This is a genomic window from Mesorhizobium sp. M4A.F.Ca.ET.022.05.2.1 (genome assembly GCF_003998845.1).
GTDB lineage: Bacteria > Pseudomonadota > Alphaproteobacteria > Rhizobiales > Rhizobiaceae > Mesorhizobium.
The window spans coordinates 10,785-32,237 of sequence record NZ_RZOJ01000026.1; the positions used below are offsets into that span (position 1 = coordinate 10,785).

A 21,453-nucleotide genomic window follows, 5' to 3' on the forward strand; every position below is an offset into this window, starting at 1 on the left:
CCGTCCTGGTTCGACGCGGCCAGCCCGGCCGATTGCAGCATGTCGGCGGCGAGCGCCAACGTCACATCCTCCAGCCGCCGATCTCGCAGGCGCCCGGTGAGGAAGTCGACGGCGTTGCGCACCTCGACGGCGTTGCCGGCAGCCGACGCCAGCGGTTCGTTCATACCGGTAACCAGCGCCGAAGTCTTCAGACCCGCGCCGTTGGCGACCCCGACCAGGCTGCTGGCAAGTGCTGTTGCATCACGCGACTTCTCCATAAAGGCGCCATTGCCAACCTTGACGTCGAGTACAAGCGATCCGAGCCCGGCGGCGAGCTTCTTCGACAGGATCGAGGCGGTGATCAGCGGTACCGATTCCACCGTGCCCGTCACGTCGCGGATCGCGTAGAAGCGACGGTCGGCGGGCGCCAGGTCGGCGGTCTGGCCAATTATGGCGCAGCCGGTTTCGAGCACCGTCTTGCGCAAGCGCGCCACGTCCGGTTGGCTGATGTAGCCGGGGATCGCATCCATCTTGTCCAGCGTGCCGCCGGTATGGCCAAGGCCACGGCCGGAGATCATCGGCACATAGGCGCCGCAGGCGGCGACGATCGGCGCCAGCATCAGCGAGACATTGTCGCCGACACCGCCCGTCGAATGCTTGTCGGTGACCGGGCCCGGCAGATCGGACCAGTCGAGCCCGCCCACGGAATCGCGCATGGCGATGGTCAATGCCCCCGCCTCCTCGCGGCTCATGCCGTTGAAGAACACCGCCATGGCGAAAGCGCCGACCTGGCCTTCCGTGACGGTGCCGGCGCTCAGCCCTTCGATGAAAGCCGCGATCTCCGGCGCCGACAGCCTGTGGCCATCGCGCTTGCGGCGGATAATTTCCTGCGGCAGCATCAGCTCTCTGGCAACCCGTCGCGGAACAGGCGCTCGAGGATCGTCGCCAGCCGCGCGCCGCCGATGGGCGCCATGTCCTTGGTCTCCTGGTGCGAAAGCTCCGCTCCGGTCATCCCGGCAGCGAGGTTGGTGATGACCGAACAGGCGGCGACGCGCAAGCCCAGGAAGCGGGCGAGAATGACCTCCGGCACCGTCGACATGCCGACGGCGTTGGCGCCCATGATGCGCGCCATGCGGATCTCGGCCGGCGTCTCGAAGCACGGGCCGGAGAACCACATATAGACGCCCTTATGGAGCGTGGTGCCGGTCGCCTTGGCCGCCTTCTCGATCGCCTTGCGCAGGCCCGCATCATAGGCCTCGGTGAGGCCGACGAAGCGGCGGTCGCTGGGCTCGCCGATCAGCGGGTTGGAGCCCGAGAAATTGATGTGGTCGGTAACCTGCATCACCGAGCCCGGCCCCATTTCCGGATCGACCGAGCCGGCGGCATTGGTGAGGATGAGCTGCGAAATGCCGATGCCGGCCAGCACCTCGAGCGCCGGACGCATCGCCCCAGCGTTGCCGTGCTCGTAATAGTGCGCGCGGCCGGACAGCATCAGCACCGGGGAGCCGGCGAAATACCCCGCCACAACCTCGCCCGCGTGGCCGCTGACGCCGCTTCTTGGGAAGCCCGGCAGTTCGGCATAGGAAATGCGCCTGGCATCCTCGACCTTGCTGACGAGGCCGCCCAGGCCCGAACCCAGCACCAGCGCGACCGCGGGCGCCAGCCCGTCCAGCCTTTCGACGAGATGATCGAGCGCCTTTTCCATCATTTCAGTATGTCGCCCCTGAAGCCGTAAGGCAGCATGTCGCCCATGGTCACGGTCTCGACCACGCCGCCATTGTCGCACAGATAGAGTTTCGTCTCCGGCCGGCAGAACTCCGCCAGACGCTGCCGGCAGCCACCGCAGGGCGAGCATTTGGCCATGCGCTCGGCAATGACCGCGATCTCGGTGATCTTGCCGCCGCCGCCCATGATGTAGTGGCCAAGCGCGGTGGTTTCGGCGCACCAGCCCTCGGGATAGGAGGCCACCTCGATGTTGGCGCCGGCAAAGACGCGCCCATCCTCGGTGCGCAATGCCGCGCCCACCGGAAATTTCGAATAGGGCGCATAGGCCTTGGCCATCGCAGCCTTGGCCGCCTCGAACAGATCATGCGACATTCAGTTGTTCTCTCCCACGATCTTGTCCAAAAGCCGGTTCGCTTCCGCGTTTGCCTCAGCGTTCCTTGACATAGGGCACGCCGCCGGCGCGCGGCGGGATCGCCTTGCCGATGAAGCCGGCAAGCAGGATCACGGTGAGCACATAGGGCAGCGCCTGCATGAACTGCACCGGCACCTTGCCGATGATTGGCAACGGCGTGCCTTGCAGGCGGATCGACAGCGCGTCGAGGAAGCCGAACAAAAGGCAGGCGAACATGGCGTTGACCGGCTTCCATTTGGCGAAGATGAGTGCCGCCAGCGCGATGTAGCCCTTGCCGGCGGTCATGTCCTTCACGAAGCCGCCATTCTGCACCATCGACAGATAGGCGCCGGCAACCCCGGTTAGGATGCCGGTGCAGATCAGGGCCCGGTAGCGCAGCCAGGCGACCGAGATGCCGGCCGTGTCGACGGCGGCTGGGTTTTCGCCGACGGCGCGCAGCCTGAGGCCGAAGCGGGTGCGGTAGAGCACCCACCAGGCGAACGGCACCATCAGGAAGGCGAAATAGACCAGTATCGAGTGGCCGGAGATCAGCTCCGAATAGATCGGTCCGATGATCGGCACGTCGCGGACCGCGTCTGCGCCGGGCCAGATGATCGCCTCGAAGCGCTCGCCCGGCGCCAGCGCCGGCGTGCGGCCGCCCTGCTGGAACCAGTGCTGGCCGAGCATGATGGTCGAGCCGGCGGCGATGAAGTTGATCGCCACGCCGGATACGATCTGGTTGCCGCGATGGGTGATGGAGGCGAAGCCGTGCACCATGGCGAAGGCGACCGAGATCAGGATGGCCGTGCCGAGGCCGAGCAGGGCCGAGTGCAGCACCGAGGCGGCGGCGGCGCCGGCGAAGGCGCCGACAAGCATCTTGCCCTCGAGCCCGATATCGAAGACGCCCGCGCGCTCCGAATAGAGGCCGGCGAGGCATGCCAGGAGCAGCGGCACCGACAGGCGGATGGTCGAGTCGAGTATCTGCACAATGGCGATGAAGAAATCCATCTCAGGCGCCCTTCCCCTTGACCGCTTCGATGCCGACCGCTTTTGGGCTGACCGAAGCGAACAGCGCCTGGACATAGGGCCGGAACATATGTTCGAGCGCGCCGGCGAACAGGATGACCAGGCCCTGGATGATGACGATCATGTCGCGCGAAATCGCCGGCATCTCGAAGGCAAGCTCGGCGCCACCCTGGTAGAGCATGCCGAACAGGATCGCCGCCAGCACGATGCCGACCGGATGCAGACGTCCCATCAGCGCCACCGCGATGCCGACGAAACCGGCGCCGGAGACGAAATCGAGCGCGACATTGTGCTGGTCGCCCATGGTCGGGTTCAGCGCCATCATGCCGGCCAGCGCGCCCGAGATCATCATCGCGACAATGACGATTCGCGTTTCCGAAATGCCGGCATAGCGCGCCGCCTTCGGGCTGTGGCCATAGGTGCGCATCTCGTAGCCCAGCCTGGTGCGCCAGATCAGCAGCCAGACCAGGAACGCCATCAGCAGCGCAAGCAGGAAGCAGACGTTGAGCGGCGCCGAGCGAATCTTGGCGCCGAACAGTTCGATCACCCAGTTGAGCTTCGGCAATTGCGCGCCGTCGAGGAAGGTGCGCGTCTGCGGCGCCATCGAGCCGAGCGGCTTCAGGAAGCCGACCAGCGCGTAGACCATGACGCTGGCGGCGATGAAGTTGAACATGATGGTGGTGATGACGATGTGCGAGCCGCGCCGGGCCTGCAGATAGGCCGGGATCAGCGCCCACAGCGCCCCCATCGCCGCGGCGGCGACGATGGCCAGCGGAAAGGTCAGCCACCATGGCAGAATGCTGTCGAAGGCGAGGCAGACGACGCCGATGCCGAGCCCGGCTATGTAGCCCTGGCCCTCACCGCCGATGTTGAACAGGCCGCAATGCGCCGCGACCGCCACCGACAGCCCGCTGAAGATGAAGGTGGTGGCGTAGAAGAGCGTGAACGCGATGCCCGTCCCCTTGCCGAAGGCGCCCTGGACCAGGATGACCGCGGCGCGGAACGGGTTTTCACCGACCAGGACCACCACGAAGCCGGCGACGACGAAGGCGACGAACAGATTGATCACCGGGATCAGGCCGTAGTCGGCCCAGGCCGGAAGCTTGGCGTAGGGCGTGCTCATTCCGCGGCCTCCCGCTGCTCGACGCCGGCCATCAGCAGGCCGAGCTCGCCTTCTGTCGCTTCCGGACCGCGCTCGCCGACAATGCGGCCGGCGAACATCACCAGGATGCGGTCGGAGAGCGAGCGGATTTCGTCCAGCTCGACCGACACCACCAGCACCGCCTTGCCCTGGTCGCGCATGGCGATCAGCCGCTTGTGGATGAATTCGATTGCGCCGACATCGACGCCGCGCGTCGGCTGGCCGACGATCAGCACGCCCGGGTCCTGCTCCATTTCCCGCGCCAGCACGATCTTCTGCTGGTTGCCGCCGGAGAAATTGGCCGTTTTCAGCCGGCAGTCGGCGGGGCGGATGTCGTATTTGGCGATCTTGTCCTTGGCGTTGTTGCGGATGGCGTCGATGTCGAGCAGCGGCCCCTTCAGATAGCGCTCGTCATCGTGATAGCCGAGGATCGAGTTCTCGTTCTCCTCGAAGGCCAGCACCAGGCCGACATGGTGCCGGTCCTCCGGCACATGGGCGAGCCCGCGGTCGCGCAGTTCGCCGGGATCGGCCTTGCCGGTCAGGTCGATCGGCTTGCCGTCGAGCATGACCGAGCCGGAGACGGCATGGCGGATGCCGGAAATCGCCTCGAGCAGTTCGGACTGCCCGTTGCCGGCGACGCCGGCGATGCCGACGATCTCGCCGGCGCGCAGGTCGAAGGAGACGTCGTCGACCATGGTGACGCCGCGCGAATCCTTGACCGTCAGGTTCTTGACCGCGAGCTTGACGGCGCCGGCTTCCGCCTCGCCCTTCTCCACCCTGAGCAGCACACGCCGTCCGACCATCAGCTCGGCCAGTTCCCCGACCGTGGTCTCCTTTGTCACCCTGGTTGCCACCATCGTGCCCTGGCGCATCACCGAGACCGTGTCGGTGATGGCCATGATCTCGCGCAGCTTGTGGGTGATCAGCACCACCGTCTTGCCCTGGTCCTTCAGCTGTTTGAGGATGCGGAACAGATGGTCTGCCTCGGCCGGCGTCAAGACGCCGGTCGGCTCGTCGAGGATCAGGATCTCGGCGCCGCGATAGAGCGCCTTGAGGATTTCGACGCGCTGCTGCAGGCCGACGGGCAGTTCCTCGATGATCGCGTCGGGATCGACTTCCAGCCCGTATTCGCGTTCCAGCCGCTCCAGCTCCGAGCGCGCCTTGGCGATGCTGCTCTTCAGCAATGCGTCGCTCTCGGCGCCGAGGATGACGTTTTCCAGCACCGAGAAATTGTCAACCAGCATGAAATGCTGGTGCACCATGCCGATGCCGAGCGCGATGGCGTCATTCGGCGTCTTGATCGACGCCGGCTGGCCGCCGACGCGGATCTCGCCGCTGTCGGCCTGGTAGAAGCCGTACAGAATCGACATCAGCGTCGACTTGCCGGCGCCGTTCTCGCCGACAATGCCGTGGATGGTGCCGCGCGCGACCTCCAGATTGATATCGCGGTTGGCGCGCACGGCGCCAAAACTCTTGTTGATGCCGATCAGCTCGATTGCGGCTTGCGCCATGCAGCCTGTCCCACTCAGTTTTTTTATCGCTTGGTCAAAACGCCTAGCATGCTGCCCTGCCCGTGCCAATTGGCCGGAGGGTTGTCCACTCTCGACAAATCCCCGCGCGCTTGTCAATTTCGAACGTGGCCGGGACCTTCACATTCGCTAATGTGGGGAACGCGACGGATACGTCGCCTGTGAGCGCAACTGACCGGGGTTTGAAATGATCATGCCTGCCGACCGGCTGACGACGCTGGAAATCCGCGCCGCCGAGCAGGAAAAGACCATCGAGGAACTGTCAGGCCAGATCGCCGAGCAGTGGAAGGTGATCGAGCGAATGGAACGTAAGCTCAGCGCGCTCACCGACCGCTTCCTGGCCCTGGAGGAGCAGGCCGCGTCCGACGTGCCGGTCACCAAGCCGCCGCATTGGTGAGGGAGGGAGAAGCGTGATGGCCAGTGAAAGCGACCGCATCGCCCGCGCCGGCGACTATGTGTTCGGCCTGATGAACGACATCGAGCGCCGGCGCGCCGAACGCGACCTCGAAATCGACCCCGCCTTCCGCGACGCGGTGCAGCGCCTGGCCGAGCGCATGCGCGCCTTCGACCCCGCCGCGCCGGCGGACGGGGCGACCGACAAACGCTGGAATCTGGTCACCCAGCGCATCGCCGAATTGCCGCAGATGCGGCTTGCCGGCGTTGGCAGCGGCGACAGCCGCGCGGAAGCGCGGCCACCCGTCATTCGCAGGCTGGAGCGTCCGCGCTACGACGTCGGCCTGCACGCCCTTGGCGGCCGGCGCGGGTTTGTCGTTGCCATGGCGCTGGTGGCCGCCTTCGCGCTCGGCTACCTGACCGGCGCTTGGTCAGCCGAGGGCACACTTCTGCCATGACTATGCATTCCGCGAAAAACAAGACCGCCGGGTTTGCACCCGGCGGTCCGCATTGCTGAAGATCAGCGCCGATCAATACGGGCAGGCATTGTCCGACATGTAGTCGTGCACCTTGACGGTGCCGGCGATGATGTCGGCCTTTGCCTTTTCGACTGCTGTCTTCATGGCATCGTCGACGAGCGCCTTGTTGTTGTCGTCCATGGCGTAGTCGACGCCGCCTTCCTTGAGGCCGAGGTCGTTGATGCCGGCGGTGAACTTGTCGTTCTTGGCATCCATGAAGGTGTTGTAGACGGCGACGTCGACGCGCTTGACCATCGAGGTCAGCACCTTGCCGGGCTGCAGCCCGTTCTGGTTGGAATCGACGCCGATGCCGAGCTTGCCGGAATCGGCCGCCGCCTGCAGCACGCCGACGCCGGTTCCGCCGGCCGCCGCGTAGATCACGTCGGCGCCCTGGTCGATCTGCGTCTTGGCGATCTCACCGCCCTTGGCCGGATCGTTCCAGGCGGCCGGCGTGTCGCCAGTCATGTTCTGGATCACCTCGGTGGCGCCGGCCGACTTGGCACCGCCGACATAGCCGCAGCCGAACTTGCGGATCAGCGGGATGTCCATGCCGCCGATGAAGCCGACCTTCTTGGACTTCGAGGCCATCGCCGCCATCACGCCGACGAGATAGGAGCCTTCCTGCTCCTTGTAGACGACGGAGCGGACGTTAGGCTTGTCGACGACCATGTCGATGATGGCGAACTTGGTGTCGGGGAATTCGGTGGCAATCTTGTCCAGTGCGTCCGCCCAGGAGAAGCCGGCCATGACGATCGGATTGCGGCCGTCCTCGGCGAAGCGGCGCAGCGCCTGCTCGCGCTGGGTGGCGTTGGAGACTTCGAATTCGACATAGGCGATGCCGGTCTCGGTCTTGAACTTCTCAGCGCCGTTATAGGATGCCTCGTTGAACGATTTGTCGAACTTGCCGCCGAGATCGTAGAGAATCGCCGGCTGGATATCCGCGGCGAAAGCCGGAAGAACCATTGCGGTTGCGGCCAGAAGGCCAAGAACGATACGTTTCATGTGATCCACACCCTGTCGGTTATTTTTCCGTTACGCACCGCCTGCCAGCCCGGTTCTCCGGCGGGCAGACGACGTCTGGCAGGAAGTATGCCCCTCCCGCTCGCGGCCAATCTGGCACGGCCCGAAACAAAATTCACGTGGAATTTTGACCTTTTGGAAAAGCATCGCGCCGGCATGCGGCGCGGCGCATCATTCGGTTCGCCGGCCGGCTTGGGCGTCGGATGGCACACCGCGGACCATCAGGTCGGAGCGACCGCGCCGCCCCGCCGCTGCCGCCGGTAACCGATGGCATAAAACAGGAAGGCCACCACCGCGAACACCGCGAAACCGGGCTGGCCGAGCACCCAGGCAATGACGCCGTCCCAGAGAAGCGGGCTGGCCTTGTCGCGCACGTAGGTCTCGAAGGCTGCGCGGGTGTCGGGTGATACCGCCAACCAACTCGTATTGAGCGGGGTCATGACCAGCGCCGAGGCCGCCACCGAGCGCGTCACGTCGACCACCGCCATGATGACGGAAACCGAAAGCGCGACCATCGCCGCGAGACGAAAGATGAAACGTAGCATCGAGACTTCCTCCCCAAGACGAAACCGGGCCGTCACAGACCCGGGTTTCGTCCCTTCCCCGTCAGAGAAATAGAGCGAGCGCGCGCCGCCGGCAATCGTCACACACGAATTTGAGCTATACCGCCGGCTTGCGTTTGCGTCGGTTGACGCGCCAGACCGCGAACACCCCGCCAGCGATGGCGCCGATGATCAGCCCGGCGAGGCCGATGAACACGGCGAAATAGCCGCAGGCGCCCTCGAAGCAACTCATGTCGCTGGCATCCGCGATCAGCGAGCCCGCGGCAAAGCCGGCGCAGGCGCCGATCGCCGCGCCAAGGATGATGCCGAGCAAGGCCGCCACCACCGAAACCAGCACCGGCGGGCTCTCGGTTTCCGCATTGGCATAGACCGCATCGGCACCGGCACCGCGGCGCAGCAGGTAGAGGCAAAGCAGGCCAATCGCGATCTCGCCGCCGGTAAAGACAAGGCTCCTCGCCGAGAAGACGAAGTCGGGCGTCAGAAGCACATAGGCCTGCTGCGCCAGCAGCCAAAGGATGGTCGCGACCTGCCAGATGGTGAAATGGCGCGGGAAGCGCGCCGAGCGATTGAAGGCGAGGCCGAGCAGGTAAAGCCCCCAAAGGATGGTGACGATGCCCGCGACAAGGCCGCCATAGATAAGGAAGAAGACGCTTTCCGGCAGGCTGGAATCGCCGACCAACCGCCATGTCGACATCAGGCCATAGACCGACCTGGCCATGACGATGACGAGCCACGCCACGGGCACGTAGGACAGCCCGCTCTCCGGCCGCGCCGCCGGCCCCTGGTTGGTCGAAGTCATCTCCGGACTGTGCCCCCGCAAAGCCTTGTGTCCACAAGGACAGCGGACGGATGGCGAAGTCAAGCAATGACAGGCTGTGCCGCCCGGTCTGTGCACATCATTCGGCCGCGGGTGCGTGGCCAAGCCGTGGCGGCGGCCGCGCGAACGGTCCCTTATGCGGCAAAGCCGACAAAGCGCCATTATGGCTTGGCATTCGCCGCGGGATCGACTAGATGAGCCCCGCGCCTCTTGCTTCGACGGCTATGGGCGCCGGGATTGAGTGTCCGCCGGTTGAGGGCGCTCGAGGTGCGGAAATACCGCGCGAAATTCCCAAGGGACTGCATATCCCCAACCCGCGCGGCAAAACCGGCCGGTGCGCTCGTGCAAGGACGGAGAGGTGGCCGAGTGGTTGAAGGCGCACGCCTGGAAAGTGTGTTTACGGGAAACCGTAACGCGGGTTCGAATCCCGCTCTCTCCGCCAGAATTTTTCTAATAAGTTAATTATTTCAAATAGTTAGTTAACTCATAGAAGCGCTTCAAGGTCGAAGCGTCGTTAGTCTGTGTAACCTACGGTCAGGAATCCGCATAGTCCGCCATGGCGTCGCTCAACCTCGAGGAGGTCAGCGCCCTGTTTTGGGGCCGAGGGCGGACTGGCAGGTTCAGGCTGCGGTTGTTCAAAAGCGGACGTTCGGTTGAACGGGGACATAGTCGTGACCTGACCCAAAGTAGCCCGTCGGCAGCACCCGCGATCGGACCATAAACGACGCCGTGTGAGGAATGGCCCAAGAAACGTGGTGAGTTGATCGCTGTCGGCGCCGGCACTGGACGCTCGCATTCGAGGTAGGACTAGAATACGCTCGCCGCCCGAAGCTTCGACCTACGGAAGAGGCAGGACACAAGTATGGAGCGACGCCTCACCGCAATCCTTGCTGCCGACGTCGTCGGCTACAGCCGCCTCATGGGAGCCGACGAGGTTGGCACACTCACGCAGTTGAAGCACCTTCGCGCCGAGGTGATCGAGCCTAGGATCGCGCAGGCCCATGGACGCATCGTTGGTTCCGCCGGCGACAGTCTGCTTGTCGAATTTGCCAGCGCGGTCGACGCGGTACAGTGCGCGGTCGAAGCCCAGGAGGGATTGGCCGCTCACAATGCAAGTTTGCCCGAAGACAAGCGCATGACTTTCCGCATGGGCCTGAATTTGGGCGACGTGATTGCAGAGGACGACACAATCTACGGTGATGGTGTGAACATCGCCGCGCGGATCGAGAAGCTTGCAGAGGCTGGCGGCGTCTGCGTCGCGAGCAACGTCTACGAGCAGGTAAAGGGTAAACTAGACTATGCCTACACCGACCTCGGTAGCCATCAGGTCCACAACATCGTGGAGGCGGTGCGCGCCTATCAGGTCAGTCGAGCAAAACCAACTCCGGTATTCTCGACAAGGGAGAGGCTGATGCTTCCCGAAAAACCGTCCATCGCGGTCTTGCCATTCGACAACATGAGTGGCGACCCCGAGCAGGGCTACTTCGCAGACGGCATGGTGGAGGAGATCATCACCGCGCTGTCCCGGACGCGCTGGCTGTTCGTCATCGCGCGCAACTCGAGCTTTACCTACAAGGGACGGGCAGTGGACATTAAGCAGGTCGGACGCGAGCTTGGTGTGCGCTACGTGCTTGAAGGGAGCGTGCGCAAGGCGGCGAGCAGGGTTCGCATCACCGGGCAGCTTATCGACGCGACAACGGGAGCACATCTATGGGCCGACCATTTCGACGGCGAGCTGGAGGACGTTTTTGAGCTGCAGGAGGAAGTGACCAGGAGCGTCGTCGGAGCGATCGCTCCGAAGCTGGAACAGGCAGAGATCGAGCGGGCCAAGCGCAAGCCGACCGAGCACCTTGACGCTTACGACTACTATCTGCGCGGGATAGCAAGCCTCCACCAGTTGACCAGGGAATCCACCGCAAACGCCCTCCAGTTGTTTTACAAGGCCATCGAACTCGACCCTGAATTTGCCTCGGCATACGGCATGGCCGCCTGGTGTGCCGTCATTCGCAAGGCGAACGGTTGGATGACGGATCGCAAGCAAGAAACCGCCGAAACCGAGCGCCTGGCTCTGAAGGCCGTGGATTTGGGCAGGGATGACGCGATCGCTCTTTCCCGCGGCGGGACCGCGCTCGCCTACGTCGTGGGCGACAACAATAGCGGGGCAGCGTTCATTGATCGCGCGCTTGCGCTCAATCCGAACCTGGCTACCGCGTGGCTATTCAGCGGCTGGATCAGAGCCGACCTCGGCGATACGGAAACCTCACTTCGGCACCTGGCGACTGCGATACGCATGAGCCCAGTCGACCCGCTCATGTTCGACATGCAGAATGCGGTTGCAGTGGCTCATCTCTTCGCTGGTCGATTTGAGGAGGCATCATCTTGGGCTGAAAGGTCGTTGCGGGAAAAGCCGGACTTTTTGCCGTCGTTGCGCTTTGCCGCTGCAAGCTATGCTCACGCCGGCCGAACCGAGGATGCGCAAAAGGTCGTGAGCCGAATTCTCGCCCTCGATCCGGGCCAACGAATTTCCAATCTCGCCGACTTCGTTTCAGCCGTCCCAGCCCATATGGCTCTGCTTGCAGAAGGTTTGCGAAAGGCGGGGCTGCCGGAATAGCGCTGCCAGGCTGGCGCATCGATCACGAGTTGGGAACGCACCGAGATCGCAAAGACCGCACCGTGGGTGGCGTCGGCCCGGCACAACTCGCCGTAGGGCGCCGTACAAGCGATCCCGCGTCATCCATGGCGTCGCTCAGGGCGGACCGACCGCTTCTGGCGTACGCGAAGCGAGTAGCGGACATTTAAACCGATGGAGCTGAGGCCCTGGATTGGACCCGAAGCCGTCACGGTCCGATTGCGAGGCAACTGCCGCGAACAAGCGGCAGGGAAGGTGGGACTCGCTCGTCGGTGGCGCTGCGGTAGGGTCGCCAAGGCGTCGCGCGAGCATAGCCTCAAGAAGCGTGATCTGTGGTATGATAGGCCGGTGAGGGCACGCTGGAAGCGCCGGTCCCTAACTGCCTCGGGCCTGCGGCTTGCGTGTCGCGAATCTTGACTGGGGCCCAACATGGAGCGGAAGCTCGCTGCCATCCTTGCCATCGATGTCGTAGGGTACTCGGCGCTCATGGAGGCGGATGAAGCGGGCACATTCGATCGGCTGAAACGTGGCCGCAAAGAGCTGTTCGAGCCGGAAATCGAGACGCGACACGGGCGAATCTTCAAGCTGATGGGAGACGGCCTGCTGGCGGAGTTCGGCAGCGTGGTAGATGCGGTCGAATGCGCGGTCACGCTTCAGCGCGGCATGGCGGAACGTAACGCGAGCGTCGCCGAAGACCAGCGCTTCGAAGTCCGGATCGGGATCAACCTTGGGGAAGTGATCGTCGAAGGGGACGATCGCTATGGCGAGGGCGTGAATGTGGCGTCGCGCCTCCAACAACTCGCCGAGCCCGGTGGCATCTGCGTTTCGGAGAAGGTGTCCAAGGAGGTCAGGCAGAAGCTGGCGTTTGCGTTCGAGCCCATGGGCGAGCAGCGGGTGAAGAACATAGCCGAGCCGATATACTGCTATCGCGTGAACCTGCAGCTTCCGAGAGCGGCTCCGGTCGGGCGACTGGCATCGCTGGAATTGCCCGACAAGCCCTCAATCGCGGTTTTGCCTTTCACCAACATGAGCAACGATCCGGAGCAGGAAACCTTTGTCGACGGCTTGACCGAAGACCTGATCACCGACCTGTCTCGCTCAGCCGGCCTCTTCGTCATCGCGCGCAACTCGACCTTTGCTTACAAGGGGAGGTCGGTCGATGTGCGTTTGGCCGCGCGTGATCTTGGGGTGCGCTATGTGGTTGAAGGCAGCGCCCGGCGCGCTGCAGCGCGCGTGCGCATCAACGCGCAGTTGATCGACGCGATCGGCGGCGATCATATCTGGGCCGAGCGCTACGACAGCAGCCTCGAGGATATCTTTGCAGTGCAGGACGAGGTCACGGCCAAGATCGTCGAAGCCCTTGTCGGCCGATTGGCCGGACAGCCGGCGCGCAAACGGCCGTCAAGTCTCGAAGCCTATGACCTCTGCGTGCGAGCCCGCGGCGTCAGTTTTCAGACCGGGTTAGGCGCGCGGGAAGCGCGCATGCTCCTGGAAAGGGCGATCGGACTCGATCCCGACTATGCCGAGGCACATAGCTTGCTGGCCCTCAATCTTTGGCTTGGCTGGCTGTTCTGGAACGAGCCGAAGGAAACCAACCAGCCTCGCGCGCTGGCTGAAGCGCAACGGGCTGTGGCGCTCGACCCTAACGATGCCGGGAACCGCTGGGGGCTGGGCATCATACTTGGTCACGAACGGCGATACGCGGAATCGGATGCCGAATTCGAGGCGACCTTCAGGCTCGATCCCAATCATGCCGATGCATGGGCGATGCGCTCGGATCTCATCACCTTGAGGGGCGACGCGGTCAAGGGCGTCGAATTCGTGAAGCGGGCTTTGCGGCTCAATCCGCACCCACCGGGGTGGTACTATTGGATGGCAGGCCAAGCCTATTATGCGCTCGGCGACTATCAATCCGCGGTCGAGGCTTTACGCAAACCGGAAACCTACCGCACCACGTCGCGGCGCATGCTGGCGGCAGCCCTCACGCAGGTCGGGCGCCTGGATGAAGCCCGTCAGGAAGCGGAATTCTTCATGATGAGCAATCCCCATTTCAGCATCAGGCATTGGGCAACATCGCAGCCATTCGACGACGAGGAAGTGCTCCAGCGCTTCGTCGAAGGCTATCGCAAGGCTGGCCTTCCCGACTGAAAAGCGCATTGCTTTGGATCGCCGCCTTGCTCTCGTCAGGGTATAGGCTCGTCTATTGACTATGAGGGCAATGCCACGCGACGACCGAGATGCTGCGCAAAGCGGATTGCTTTGAACCTTCGCCATAGAAGCACTTCAAGGTCAAAGTGTTGATCTGTGTAACAAACTGTCAGGACCGCTTGGTCCGCCATCGCGTCGCTTAACGTCGAGGTGGTCAGCGTCCTGTTTGGGCTGAGAGCAGTAGGTCCGCTTGTGGTTGAGGGAACAACGATGGCGGACGTTGAGATGCCAATGCACAAAAGCCTACGGATCAAACGAAGCAACAGCCACCAGTTGCTCACGAAGCCAAGCGTTCCCGGCGTCGCGATCAAATCGGCGGTGCCAGTACATTGTGACGTCCATAGCCGGCGGTTCCATCGGTGGTATGAAAATATCCAAATCGAGACGTTCGGCCACCAGACGCGCAAAGTGAGCCGGGATGCTGCCGAGCAGCTCGCTCGTTGCTACGGCGAGCGCCACGGCCTGGAAATGCGGAACGGTCATGGCGACCTTGCGTGACAGGCCGAGCCTTTCGAGCGCAGGATCTATGGTTCCAGTCTTGGCCCCGTCGGCCGAACGCAACACCTGCGGGATGGCGCAGAAAACGTCGGCAGGAATGGTCTCTCCAGGCTTGATGCCCTTTGGCCCCAGCAACGGATGCTCACGGCGGGCGATGCAAACAAGCCAGGAACGGAACAGCTTGTGGCTGACGATCCACTCCGGCGTCTCCAGTGCCCGGTCCAACGCGATGTCGGCCCTGTCGTCGCCCAGCAGGCCGAAAACGTCTGTCGAAGGGTGATCTATCATCTGGAGGGTGATCGACGGCGCAACGGGCGCCACCTTTGCCGCCAGCTTCGGCATGAGCAAAGCCGAGAAATAGTCCGATCCGATCAGCATGAAGGACCGGGTCGACGTCCGAGGATCGAACGTTGCGTTTGCCGTTAGAGCCAATTCGATTTGCACCAATGCCTGGCGCACCGGCTCCTTCAGCTGGAGCGCGCGCGGTGTTGGCATCCGTCGCGCACGAAAAGCTCGTCGCCGAGGATGGAGCGCAGGCGCCCGAGCGCCGAGCTGACCGCCGGCTGCGACAGGCCGACCCGTTCCCCGGCGCGTACCGTACTTCGCTCCAGCATCATGGCGTCGAAAACGCGCAACAGATTGAGATCGAACGCGGCCAAATTCACGGCGCCAATATCCCGAATACGATCATTCGATTTCCGCCAGTCGGATCATTGTTCTAACAATGCAAACGTTGCTGCAGCACCGACCCTAGTTGACCGAACATGGAAAGGGAAACGCGATGGACATCGCCCCAGGCTCGGTGCGCGCAGCGCGCACCGTCAAATGGATGGACACGGTCTACAGGATCAATGTCGGCAGATACCAAAGCGGCGGCATAGTCAGCGTCTTCGAATCCACCGTGCCCTCGCGCGGCGGCCCGCCCGTGCATGCGCACCACAATGAGGACGAAGTGATCCACGTGATCGAGGGCACCTACGAATTCTGGCTCGACGGTCAGTTCATGATGGTGCCCGCGGGCGCGTCGATCTTCCTACCCTGCGGCGTACCACACACGTTCCGCGTTGCGAGTGCCGAGCCAGGCCGCAACCTTACGATTTTGACGCCCGGCGGGCTGGAGGAGTTCTTCGTCGAGGCGGCCGCACGCGAACTGGCCATTCCTGATCAGATGACCGAAGTGGCGGAACTCGCGAGCCGCTATGGGATCGAGTTCCGTGGACCGGCCAAGTGGGTTGACTAGTTCGAACCGTCAGCGAGAGTCGCAATGACGAGGTGGCGCGGTGTCCCGCGTCGCCTCGTCATGACCGTTCAGGACAGATGACCTGGCCTAGGCTGGAAATCCAGCGAAGGGGCGCCCGCTTCTGGATCAACCGGATGATATGATCGTACGCAAATAGGAATGGATACGCGCAACCTCGACCTCCAACTTCGTGCCCGCAATGTCTGCTTGCAGGAAATGGCGATCCTGACATTCCTTGCGCGCGCGACCCTCGGATACCGCTCAAAACGGGTGGACGGACTCGGAGCAGCGAGCTTATAGAACCCGTGACCTCTGTCGCCCCGGCCGTGTAACTAATTGCGCAACAAAAAGATGAATATTTTCAATGTTATAGGCCTATGATCGAAAGACGCTCTCTCCGCCAGCAGGCCTATGTGCCATCATACCCCGCATAATCCGCCCACCCCGCATCCGGTAATCCCATGAAGAAAATTGGCTTTCTGTCGTTCGGACATTGGTCGCCGTCGCCGCAGTCGGGGACGCGCTCGGCGGCCGACGCGCTGCTCCAGTCGATCGACATTGCCGTCGCCGCAGAGGAGCTGGGCGCGGACGGCGCCTATTTCCGCGTCCACCATTTCGCCCGCCAGCTCGCCTCGCCCTTTCCGCTGCTGGCCGCCGCCGGCGCCAGGACGCGCCGCATCGAGCTCGGCACCGCCGTCATCGATATGCGCTACGAGAACCCGCTCTACATGGTCGAGGACGCCGGCGCCGCCGACCTCATCGCCGGCGGCCGGCTGCAGCTTGGCATCAGCCGCGGCTCGCCGGAGCAGGTGATCGATGGCTGGCGCTATTTCGGTTACGTGCCCGAGGAGGGCAAGAGCGATGCCGACATGGCCAGGCGCCACGCCGAGGTCTTCCTCGAGGTGCTGCGCGGCCATGGCTTTGCCCAACCCAATCCGCGGCCGATGTTCCCCAATCCGCCGGGCCTGCTGCGCCTGGAGCCTTTGTCAGAGGGCCTGCGCGACAGGATCTGGTGGGGTGCGGCCACCAACGCCACGGCGGAATGGGCGGCCAAGCTTGGCATGAACTTGCAGAGCTCGACGCTGAAGTTCGACGAGGGCGGCAAGCCGCTGCATATCCAGCAGGCCGAGCAGATCCGCGCCTTCCGCAAGGCGTGGGCGGAGGCCGGCCACAGCCGCGAGCCGCGCGTCTCGGTGAGCCGCAGCATCTTCGCGCTGGTCAACGACATGGACCGCGCCTATTTCGGCGGCAGCGAGGACGAGGATCATTTCGGCTATATCGAACCCGAGAAGCGCGCCGTCTTCGGCCGCACCTATGCGGCCGAGCCGGATGTGCTCATAGAACAGCTGAGGGCGGACGAAGCGATCGCCGAGGCCGACACGCTGCTTCTCACCGTGCCCAACCAGCTTGGCGTCGCCTACAATACGCATGTGATCGAGGCGATCCTCAAATTCGTCGCGCCGGCCCTCGGCTGGCGCTGACGGGTCGATTTCGAGCCGCCGGCGTGGTCCGTCAGTGCGCGGTCTGCGAATGCTCGCCGCCCGGCTGCGAAATGCCGCCAAGCGCCTCGCCAGCCCATTCAGTATTGCCGGCGGTGGCGAGATCGCCGAGCGAAATGATGCCGACCAGCCGGTGCTCGCGACTGATGACCGGCATCCGCCGCAGCTTGAGGTCGCCCATGTTGCGCAGGATATCGTCCACTTCCTGGTCGTCGAAGCAGTATTTCACCTCCGCGCTCATCACTTCCCTGATCTTCGTATCGGGCCCCTTGCCTTCCGCCACGCCGCGAACGGCAATGTCGCGATCGGTGATCATTCCGACCAGCCGGTCATTCTCGCCGACGGGCAAAACACCGGCGTCAAGATCGGCCATGGCCCGAGCCGCGTCGCGCAAGGTCTGGTCCGGACTGGCGACCCGAACGGCCTGCGTCATGCAATCCCTGATTTTCATGATTCTCTCCTCGCGTTGCAGCGCCCTCGCCAATGCGGTGATCAGGAAGAATGAACGCCTGTCCGAAACGTTCCATCTTCAACCAGATGACGCTGTCGGGTGGCGGCTCCGCGCTGAAGCCTTCATCATCGGGAACCATCGGTCGGTCGAAGTGTTGTGACGCAAGGAACCCACCCCGAGAGAATGGAAGGAAAGACAATGCGGATGTTGACGATGATCGTCACGCTCTCGGCGCTCGCCCTGGCGCTACCGGTCTCGGCGCAGATCGCCGAGCCGCAGCGGCCCCAGAACCTGCCCCCTGCGCAAGAGCCGCTGCCGGACCAGACGGCGCCCGATCAGGATCTCTCTGCACAGGATTTCACCAATATCGCCCTGGTGGCGGTCGAGGACCTGCCGGCGGAAATCAAGGCGCAGGCGGAGGCCGTGATCACCGAGACCAGCGCCGAGGATCTCTTGAAACTGCAACGTTCAGTCGACGCCTCGCCGCAGGCACTGTCGGTCTTGCAGGCCAACGGGCTCAGCTCCTCGCAGGTCGTCGCTGCCAACATCGATTATGATGGCACGCTGACGCTGATCATCCAAACCACGACATGACAAGCGCCCCGGGGGAAGGCGCCTGACCCGACCGACGACCGCAATCAACTGCGGAACCATCTTGGCCGCGATCTCGCTACCTCGATCGAGTGGCTCCGGTCGAGGTCTAACCAGAGCCGGCATCGACGCGCTGCTCGCCTGCTACGTCAGTGCATGAACACGCCGCGCAGCCAGGCGAAGAAGCCGGATCCCGGCGAGTTCGCCGCGCGTACGCGAGAGGCCGCCCATCTGGCCGGCAGCGTCGCACCGACATGGCAATGGCAGACGATCTCATGCAACTGCCAGTCGCTCAGCTCGAAGAAGCGCCTGGCTTCGCCGTAGCTGTCATCGGCCAGGCCCTGAGCGCGAAAGACCGGATCCTCGAAGGCGACCGTGATCGGCGATCCCGAAGCGCGCATCCTGTCGCGCAGGTCGGGAGCCGTGTATTCGGTGCCGGCGAGCGCCCCGAGGCGCCGGTCGGGATCCTGCTCCAGAAGTTGCGCCCAGCGTTCGAGGCGCTGGCCGCGGGTTGCGAAGAGATACGTCGCCTCGGCATGGACGTCGGCAACGGCATTGAGTTGGTCTACGGTCTGGTGTTTCACGGCCGCCTCCTGTTTCAGCAGATGACCCACCCCCTTGTGGAATTATGGCGCCGCTGGAGGTCGGCAAGCCCCGAACGGGCTGCGTCGTGAATCATTTTCGGGCGTGGCTCGGCCCATGCCGCGGCCGGCGCGTAGGGCCTGATCGGAACCATACGCGAGCGCGACCGTTCCGCCTGTATCGCCCATTAACGTCGAGCCTGAATGATAGCGCCTGAGAGGCCGAGCGCAGGGACATCACATGACGGCAATTCTTCCCAATCCCGACCCCACCCCCATGCCACCCCCACCGCCGCTACCCGAACCGAAGCCCATGCGTGAGCCGGAGCCGCAGCGGCTTCCGGACGAGGACCCGGTTCCCAACCCCGACGAGAACGACGCGCCGCCCAAGCACGCGATCGGGATCGTGCTGTCCATGACGGTTCCTATCTGAGGATCATCGAGGACAGGTCGGTTGAAATAGCGGCAGGCTGTCTCCAGTGACTGGTCGGACCACCATTTCGCTGGCAGAAACCAGCATTCGGCGTATCATCCTTTTGGGTGAGGGTTCATGGCAGGAGGAGGCCTATGAGCGTCGTGCCAAAAGTGCCGGCTATCGACTCGACGGCCGAAGAACTTGTTTCATCTACGCTTTCAAGATTCCGTGCCGGCGACACCATATCGACCAGGGCGGCGATCGACGCCATCCGCCGCATCGGCCCGGCTTGCGACGACAGCGACGACCATCTGGTCGAGCTGATTGTCATGGCGGCAATTGGTAAGACCATGGCGGTGGTTTTCGATCATCGGACCCACTAGGAACTCGTACCTAAAACTCTCGGCGCTCAGAAAGGTCGCGCCCAATCGAGGTTCCGGGGAACCCCACCGGACCCTTTTCGTTATCTCGTGTTGAACGAGGAACGCAGTCATGGCCGACGACAAGACGAAGACCGACAACCGCGACCGTTCGCAAGTGGCCGGCGACGAGGACTACGAGGTCAGGCATTTCGCCGAGGAAGCAGGCATCACGCCGGAACAGGCCCGCACGCTCATCAAGCGGCACGGGACCGACCGCAAGGTGCTGCACGAGATCGCCGAGAGCATCAAAGGGCAGTAGGTCGAGGGTTTCCGACGCGAGCCTAGCTCCCCAGCGGGTGCGGCATGTAGCCGACGAAGCCCGCTATCTTCCAGCGGCCACCGACCTTCGAGCAGAAATAGAGCGTTTGCCACTTCAGCCTGTCGACGCGGCCGTCCGCCTTCGCGATGGAACCGTTGAACTTCTTGTGCAGCACCGCCCGGTCGCCGTCGACATCGATATCGCGCATGTTGGTGACCCGAAAAAGTGCCTCGCGCAGCGGCTCGGCGAATGCCGTCGCCGCGGTTTCCTTGGCCTGGCGCAGCCATTCGTCGCGATAGGCGACAAGCGTCGGAAACTGCAGCCGCCAGGCGTCCGCGTCGTTGAGGAAATGCGCATGCATGCCGAAGAATCTCTCGGCGACGAAATCGTCCTCGACCATCGACCAGTCCTGCGAGAGAAAGGCATCGATGTCGCGCCGCACCAGCATTTCCCACAGCGCATGACGATCGGCGTCGCCGGCCGGAAACGGGTTCTTGTCGAAGGTCATTTTCTTTCTCCCGGATCGCGACCGGCATGGCGGCGCAACATGCTGATCCACTTCTAGCAAAGCAACATCCATCTCGAAAAATATTGCTCTCCAGCCAGCGGCACTAGGAGGATCGCGCCAATAGGGATAGAGGGTCGGCGACGGCAGACTCCGAACAGTCCTGCCATGTCTGACCAGGAGGCTATTCCTTGCCCAAGCAGTGTTTCGGAACGTCGCATGTGCCGCTTTCGCCAGCCGTCCGCGCCGGCGATTTCGTCTTTGTCTCGGGCCAGGTGCCGGTCGGCAGCGATGGCATGGTGGTCAAGGGTGGCATCGTCGAGCAGACCGAGCAGGTGCTTCAGAACATCAAGGCGGCCCTGGCGCTTGCCGGCTGCACCATGGACGATGTCGTCAAGACGACAGTCTGGCTGGAGGACGCGCGCGACTTCGGCACCTTCAACACCGTCTATGCCAGGCATTTCCCGAAGGATCCGCCGGCCCGCACCACGGTCGAGTCGCGGCTGATGATCGACATCAAGATCGAGGTCGAGGCCGTCGCCTATCGGCCGCTCTGACAGAGAGACCAGAACAACCGGAGGCTGCCCGATGCAATTCGATCTCCTGATAAAGGGCGGCCGCCTTATCGATCCGGCTTCCGGGCTCGATGCGCCACGTGACCTCGCCTTCGCCAACGGCCATGTCGCCGCGATCGAAGCGGCGATCGACGCCGAACACGCGAAACAAGTGATCGACGCGAGGGATTGCCTCGCCACGCCCGGCCTCATCGACCTGCACAGCCACGTCTACTGGGGCGGCACCTCGCTCGGTGTCGACGCCGACCGGCTCGCGGCGAAGAGCGGCACCACTACCTTCATCGACGCCGGCAGCGCCGGCGCGGGCAATTTCCTCGGCTTTCGCCGCCACGTCATCGAGCGTTCGAAGGTCCGCATCCTCGCCTACGTCAACATCTCCTTCGCCGGCATTTTCGGTTTCTCGCAAACGGTCTCGGTCGGCGAATGCAGCGATCTGAGGCTCTGCGAGCCGCGCGAAACGGTGGCTGCCGTTCGCGAG

25 protein-coding genes, 1 tRNA gene and 1 pseudogene are annotated in these 21,453 nt (G+C 63.6%); 13 read left to right on the plus strand and 14 right to left on the minus strand.

Going from position 1 to position 21,453, the window contains the following annotated elements:
• The 6 genes from EN745_RS05305 to EN745_RS05330 form a co-directional block, all read right to left on the minus strand.
• The coding region (locus EN745_RS05305) for a thymidine phosphorylase (RefSeq protein ID WP_245487647.1) at window positions 1-878 on the minus strand (878 nt) is incomplete at its 3' end.
• Window positions 878-1,687 (minus strand): purine-nucleoside phosphorylase, encoded by an 810-nt coding sequence (locus tag EN745_RS05310; RefSeq protein ID WP_126058355.1) that lies wholly within the window; start codon window positions 1,685-1,687, stop codon window positions 878-880. The genes EN745_RS05305 and EN745_RS05310, both read right to left, overlap by 1 nt.
• The gene (gene cdd, locus EN745_RS05315; protein ID WP_126058354.1) at window positions 1,684-2,076 is read right to left on the minus strand and encodes a cytidine deaminase; all 393 of its coding nucleotides are present in this window, start codon (window positions 2,074-2,076) and stop codon (window positions 1,684-1,686) included. The genes EN745_RS05310 and cdd overlap by 4 nt, the downstream gene beginning before the upstream one ends.
• 55 nt (window positions 2,077-2,131) lie before the next feature.
• Window positions 2,132-3,103 carry an ABC transporter permease gene (locus EN745_RS05320; RefSeq protein WP_126058353.1) on the minus strand — a complete coding sequence of 324 codons (972 nt, stop codon included), beginning with the start codon at window positions 3,101-3,103 and terminating at the stop codon, window positions 2,132-2,134.
• A gap of 1 nt (window position 3,104) precedes the next feature.
• Entirely contained in the window at window positions 3,105-4,244 is a 1,140-nt protein-coding gene (locus EN745_RS05325) for an ABC transporter permease (RefSeq protein WP_126058352.1), read from the minus strand.
• The gene (locus tag EN745_RS05330; protein ID WP_127420705.1) at window positions 4,241-5,773 is read right to left on the minus strand and encodes an ABC transporter ATP-binding protein; all 1,533 of its coding nucleotides are present in this window, start codon (window positions 5,771-5,773) and stop codon (window positions 4,241-4,243) included. Before EN745_RS05330 ends, EN745_RS05325 begins: the two co-directional genes overlap by 4 nt.
• A gap of 208 nt (window positions 5,774-5,981) precedes the next feature.
• Here EN745_RS05330 and EN745_RS05335 point away from each other — a divergent pair, with 208 nt between their 5' ends.
• Both EN745_RS05335 and EN745_RS05340 read left to right on the plus strand, forming a co-directional pair.
• Window positions 5,982-6,188 (plus strand): SlyX family protein, encoded by a 207-nt coding sequence (locus EN745_RS05335; protein WP_187331332.1) that lies wholly within the window; start codon window positions 5,982-5,984, stop codon window positions 6,186-6,188.
• Between the two features lie 16 nt (window positions 6,189-6,204).
• Window positions 6,205-6,642 carry a hypothetical protein gene (locus tag EN745_RS05340; protein WP_127420706.1) on the plus strand — a complete coding sequence of 146 codons (438 nt, stop codon included), beginning with the start codon at window positions 6,205-6,207 and terminating at the stop codon, window positions 6,640-6,642.
• A 72-nt stretch (window positions 6,643-6,714) separates the two neighbouring features.
• On the opposite strand, the gene EN745_RS05345 is transcribed toward EN745_RS05340, so the two are convergent.
• The 3 genes from EN745_RS05345 to EN745_RS05355 form a co-directional block, all read right to left on the minus strand.
• Window positions 6,715-7,704 carry a BMP family ABC transporter substrate-binding protein gene (locus EN745_RS05345; RefSeq protein ID WP_127406149.1) on the minus strand — a complete coding sequence of 330 codons (990 nt, stop codon included), beginning with the start codon at window positions 7,702-7,704 and terminating at the stop codon, window positions 6,715-6,717.
• A gap of 239 nt (window positions 7,705-7,943) precedes the next feature.
• Window positions 7,944-8,267: a hypothetical protein gene (locus EN745_RS05350; RefSeq protein ID WP_127420707.1), complete on the minus strand. Its 324-nt coding sequence runs from the start codon at window positions 8,265-8,267 to the stop codon at window positions 7,944-7,946.
• 115 nt (window positions 8,268-8,382) lie between these two features.
• Complete coding sequence (locus tag EN745_RS05355) at window positions 8,383-9,084, minus strand: DUF2569 family protein (RefSeq protein WP_126058346.1); 702 nt, start codon at window positions 9,082-9,084, stop codon at window positions 8,383-8,385.
• Window positions 9,085-9,454: 370 nt separating this feature from the next.
• Here EN745_RS05355 and EN745_RS05360 point away from each other — a divergent pair.
• From EN745_RS05360 to EN745_RS05370, 3 genes are all read left to right on the plus strand, one after another.
• Window positions 9,455-9,544: transfer RNA gene (locus EN745_RS05360), tRNA-Ser, on the plus strand.
• A 420-nt stretch (window positions 9,545-9,964) separates the two neighbouring features.
• A complete protein-coding gene (locus tag EN745_RS05365) occupies window positions 9,965-11,713 on the plus strand; it encodes an adenylate/guanylate cyclase domain-containing protein (RefSeq protein WP_127420708.1) in 1,749 nt (582 codons plus the stop codon).
• Window positions 11,714-12,160: 447 nt separating this feature from the next.
• Entirely contained in the window at window positions 12,161-13,879 is a 1,719-nt protein-coding gene (locus EN745_RS05370; RefSeq protein WP_127399746.1) for an adenylate/guanylate cyclase domain-containing protein, read from the plus strand.
• Between the two features lie 303 nt (window positions 13,880-14,182).
• Here EN745_RS05370 and EN745_RS05375 read toward each other — a convergent pair whose 3' ends face one another.
• Both EN745_RS05375 and EN745_RS36825 read right to left on the minus strand, forming a co-directional pair.
• A complete protein-coding gene (locus tag EN745_RS05375; RefSeq protein WP_245487648.1) occupies window positions 14,183-14,932 on the minus strand; it encodes a LysR substrate-binding domain-containing protein in 750 nt (249 codons plus the stop codon).
• On the minus strand, window positions 14,905-15,102 hold the full coding sequence (locus tag EN745_RS36825) for a LysR family transcriptional regulator (protein WP_245487649.1): 198 nt from the start codon (window positions 15,100-15,102) through the stop codon (window positions 14,905-14,907). Before EN745_RS36825 ends, EN745_RS05375 begins: the two co-directional genes overlap by 28 nt.
• 116 nt (window positions 15,103-15,218) lie before the next feature.
• On the opposite strand from EN745_RS36825, the gene EN745_RS05380 reads away from it, so the two are divergent.
• Both EN745_RS05380 and EN745_RS05385 read left to right on the plus strand, forming a co-directional pair.
• A complete protein-coding gene (locus EN745_RS05380) occupies window positions 15,219-15,677 on the plus strand; it encodes a cupin domain-containing protein (RefSeq protein WP_127420709.1) in 459 nt (152 codons plus the stop codon).
• Window positions 15,678-16,138: 461 nt separating this feature from the next.
• Window positions 16,139-17,158, plus strand: a complete 1,020-nt coding sequence (locus EN745_RS05385) for an LLM class flavin-dependent oxidoreductase (protein WP_127420710.1) — start codon at window positions 16,139-16,141, stop codon at window positions 17,156-17,158.
• Window positions 17,159-17,189: 31 nt separating this feature from the next.
• Here EN745_RS05385 and EN745_RS05390 read toward each other — a convergent pair whose 3' ends face one another.
• Window positions 17,190-17,627 carry a CBS domain-containing protein gene (locus tag EN745_RS05390; RefSeq protein WP_126058341.1) on the minus strand — a complete coding sequence of 146 codons (438 nt, stop codon included), beginning with the start codon at window positions 17,625-17,627 and terminating at the stop codon, window positions 17,190-17,192.
• A gap of 213 nt (window positions 17,628-17,840) precedes the next feature.
• Here EN745_RS05390 and EN745_RS05395 point away from each other — a divergent pair, with 213 nt between their 5' ends.
• Window positions 17,841-18,221 carry a hypothetical protein gene (locus EN745_RS05395; RefSeq protein ID WP_245455388.1) on the plus strand — a complete coding sequence of 127 codons (381 nt, stop codon included), beginning with the start codon at window positions 17,841-17,843 and terminating at the stop codon, window positions 18,219-18,221.
• 146 nt (window positions 18,222-18,367) lie between these two features.
• On the opposite strand, the gene EN745_RS05400 is transcribed toward EN745_RS05395, so the two are convergent.
• Window positions 18,368-18,802, minus strand: a complete 435-nt coding sequence (locus tag EN745_RS05400; protein ID WP_126058339.1) for a hypothetical protein — start codon at window positions 18,800-18,802, stop codon at window positions 18,368-18,370.
• Window positions 18,803-19,040: 238 nt separating this feature from the next.
• Between EN745_RS05400 and EN745_RS05405 the strand changes: the two genes are divergently transcribed.
• The 3 genes from EN745_RS05405 (at window position 19,041) to EN745_RS05415 (ending at window position 19,895) form a co-directional block, all read left to right on the plus strand.
• Complete coding sequence (locus EN745_RS05405; protein WP_127420711.1) at window positions 19,041-19,232, plus strand: hypothetical protein; 192 nt, start codon at window positions 19,041-19,043, stop codon at window positions 19,230-19,232.
• 134 nt (window positions 19,233-19,366) lie between these two features.
• Window positions 19,367-19,597 (plus strand): hypothetical protein, encoded by a 231-nt coding sequence (locus tag EN745_RS05410; RefSeq protein WP_127420712.1) that lies wholly within the window; start codon window positions 19,367-19,369, stop codon window positions 19,595-19,597.
• 109 nt (window positions 19,598-19,706) lie between these two features.
• Window positions 19,707-19,895 carry a DUF3606 domain-containing protein gene (locus tag EN745_RS05415; RefSeq protein ID WP_126058336.1) on the plus strand — a complete coding sequence of 63 codons (189 nt, stop codon included), beginning with the start codon at window positions 19,707-19,709 and terminating at the stop codon, window positions 19,893-19,895.
• A 22-nt stretch (window positions 19,896-19,917) separates the two neighbouring features.
• Here EN745_RS05415 and EN745_RS05420 read toward each other — a convergent pair whose 3' ends face one another.
• Entirely contained in the window at window positions 19,918-20,403 is a 486-nt protein-coding gene (locus tag EN745_RS05420) for a hypothetical protein (protein ID WP_127420713.1), read from the minus strand.
• A gap of 188 nt (window positions 20,404-20,591) precedes the next feature.
• Here EN745_RS05420 and EN745_RS05425 point away from each other — a divergent pair, with 188 nt between their 5' ends.
• Together EN745_RS05425 and EN745_RS05430 are read left to right on the plus strand one after the other, a co-directional pair.
• A complete protein-coding gene (locus EN745_RS05425; protein ID WP_127420714.1) occupies window positions 20,592-20,957 on the plus strand; it encodes a RidA family protein in 366 nt (121 codons plus the stop codon).
• A 31-nt stretch (window positions 20,958-20,988) separates the two neighbouring features.
• Window positions 20,989-21,453 (plus strand): annotated as a pseudogene (locus tag EN745_RS05430) (amidohydrolase/deacetylase family metallohydrolase); the annotation flags it as partial.

Coding starts and splice junctions, on each gene's coding strand:
- EN745_RS05320 (WP_126058353.1), bottom strand. CDS start 3,103: ATGGATTTCTTCATCGCCATTGTGCAGATACTCGACTCGACCATCCGC.
- EN745_RS05395 (WP_245455388.1), top strand. CDS start 17,841: ATGATCGTCACGCTCTCGGCGCTCGCCCTGGCGCTACCGGTCTCGGCG.
- EN745_RS05380 (WP_127420709.1), top strand. CDS start 15,219: ATGGACATCGCCCCAGGCTCGGTGCGCGCAGCGCGCACCGTCAAATGG.
- EN745_RS05365 (WP_127420708.1), top strand. CDS start 9,965: ATGGAGCGACGCCTCACCGCAATCCTTGCTGCCGACGTCGTCGGCTAC.
- EN745_RS05405 (WP_127420711.1), top strand. CDS start 19,041: ATGACGGCAATTCTTCCCAATCCCGACCCCACCCCCATGCCACCCCCA.
- EN745_RS05355 (WP_126058346.1), bottom strand. CDS start 9,084: ATGACTTCGACCAACCAGGGGCCGGCGGCGCGGCCGGAGAGCGGGCTG.
- EN745_RS05390 (WP_126058341.1), bottom strand. CDS start 17,627: ATGAAAATCAGGGATTGCATGACGCAGGCCGTTCGGGTCGCCAGTCCG.
- EN745_RS05330 (WP_127420705.1), bottom strand. CDS start 5,773: ATGGCGCAAGCCGCAATCGAGCTGATCGGCATCAACAAGAGTTTTGGC.
- EN745_RS05340 (WP_127420706.1), top strand. CDS start 6,205: ATGGCCAGTGAAAGCGACCGCATCGCCCGCGCCGGCGACTATGTGTTC.
- EN745_RS05310 (WP_126058355.1), bottom strand. CDS start 1,687: ATGATGGAAAAGGCGCTCGATCATCTCGTCGAAAGGCTGGACGGGCTG.
- EN745_RS05325 (WP_126058352.1), bottom strand. CDS start 4,244: ATGAGCACGCCCTACGCCAAGCTTCCGGCCTGGGCCGACTACGGCCTG.
- EN745_RS05375 (WP_245487648.1), bottom strand. CDS start 14,932: ATGCCAACACCGCGCGCGCTCCAGCTGAAGGAGCCGGTGCGCCAGGCA.
- cdd (WP_126058354.1), bottom strand. CDS start 2,076: ATGTCGCATGATCTGTTCGAGGCGGCCAAGGCTGCGATGGCCAAGGCC.
- EN745_RS05385 (WP_127420710.1), top strand. CDS start 16,139: ATGAAGAAAATTGGCTTTCTGTCGTTCGGACATTGGTCGCCGTCGCCG.
- EN745_RS05350 (WP_127420707.1), bottom strand. CDS start 8,267: ATGCTACGTTTCATCTTTCGTCTCGCGGCGATGGTCGCGCTTTCGGTT.
- EN745_RS05370 (WP_127399746.1), top strand. CDS start 12,161: ATGGAGCGGAAGCTCGCTGCCATCCTTGCCATCGATGTCGTAGGGTAC.
- EN745_RS05415 (WP_126058336.1), top strand. CDS start 19,707: ATGGCCGACGACAAGACGAAGACCGACAACCGCGACCGTTCGCAAGTG.
- EN745_RS05345 (WP_127406149.1), bottom strand. CDS start 7,704: ATGAAACGTATCGTTCTTGGCCTTCTGGCCGCAACCGCAATGGTTCTT.
- EN745_RS05410 (WP_127420712.1), top strand. CDS start 19,367: ATGAGCGTCGTGCCAAAAGTGCCGGCTATCGACTCGACGGCCGAAGAA.
- EN745_RS05420 (WP_127420713.1), bottom strand. CDS start 20,403: ATGACCTTCGACAAGAACCCGTTTCCGGCCGGCGACGCCGATCGTCAT.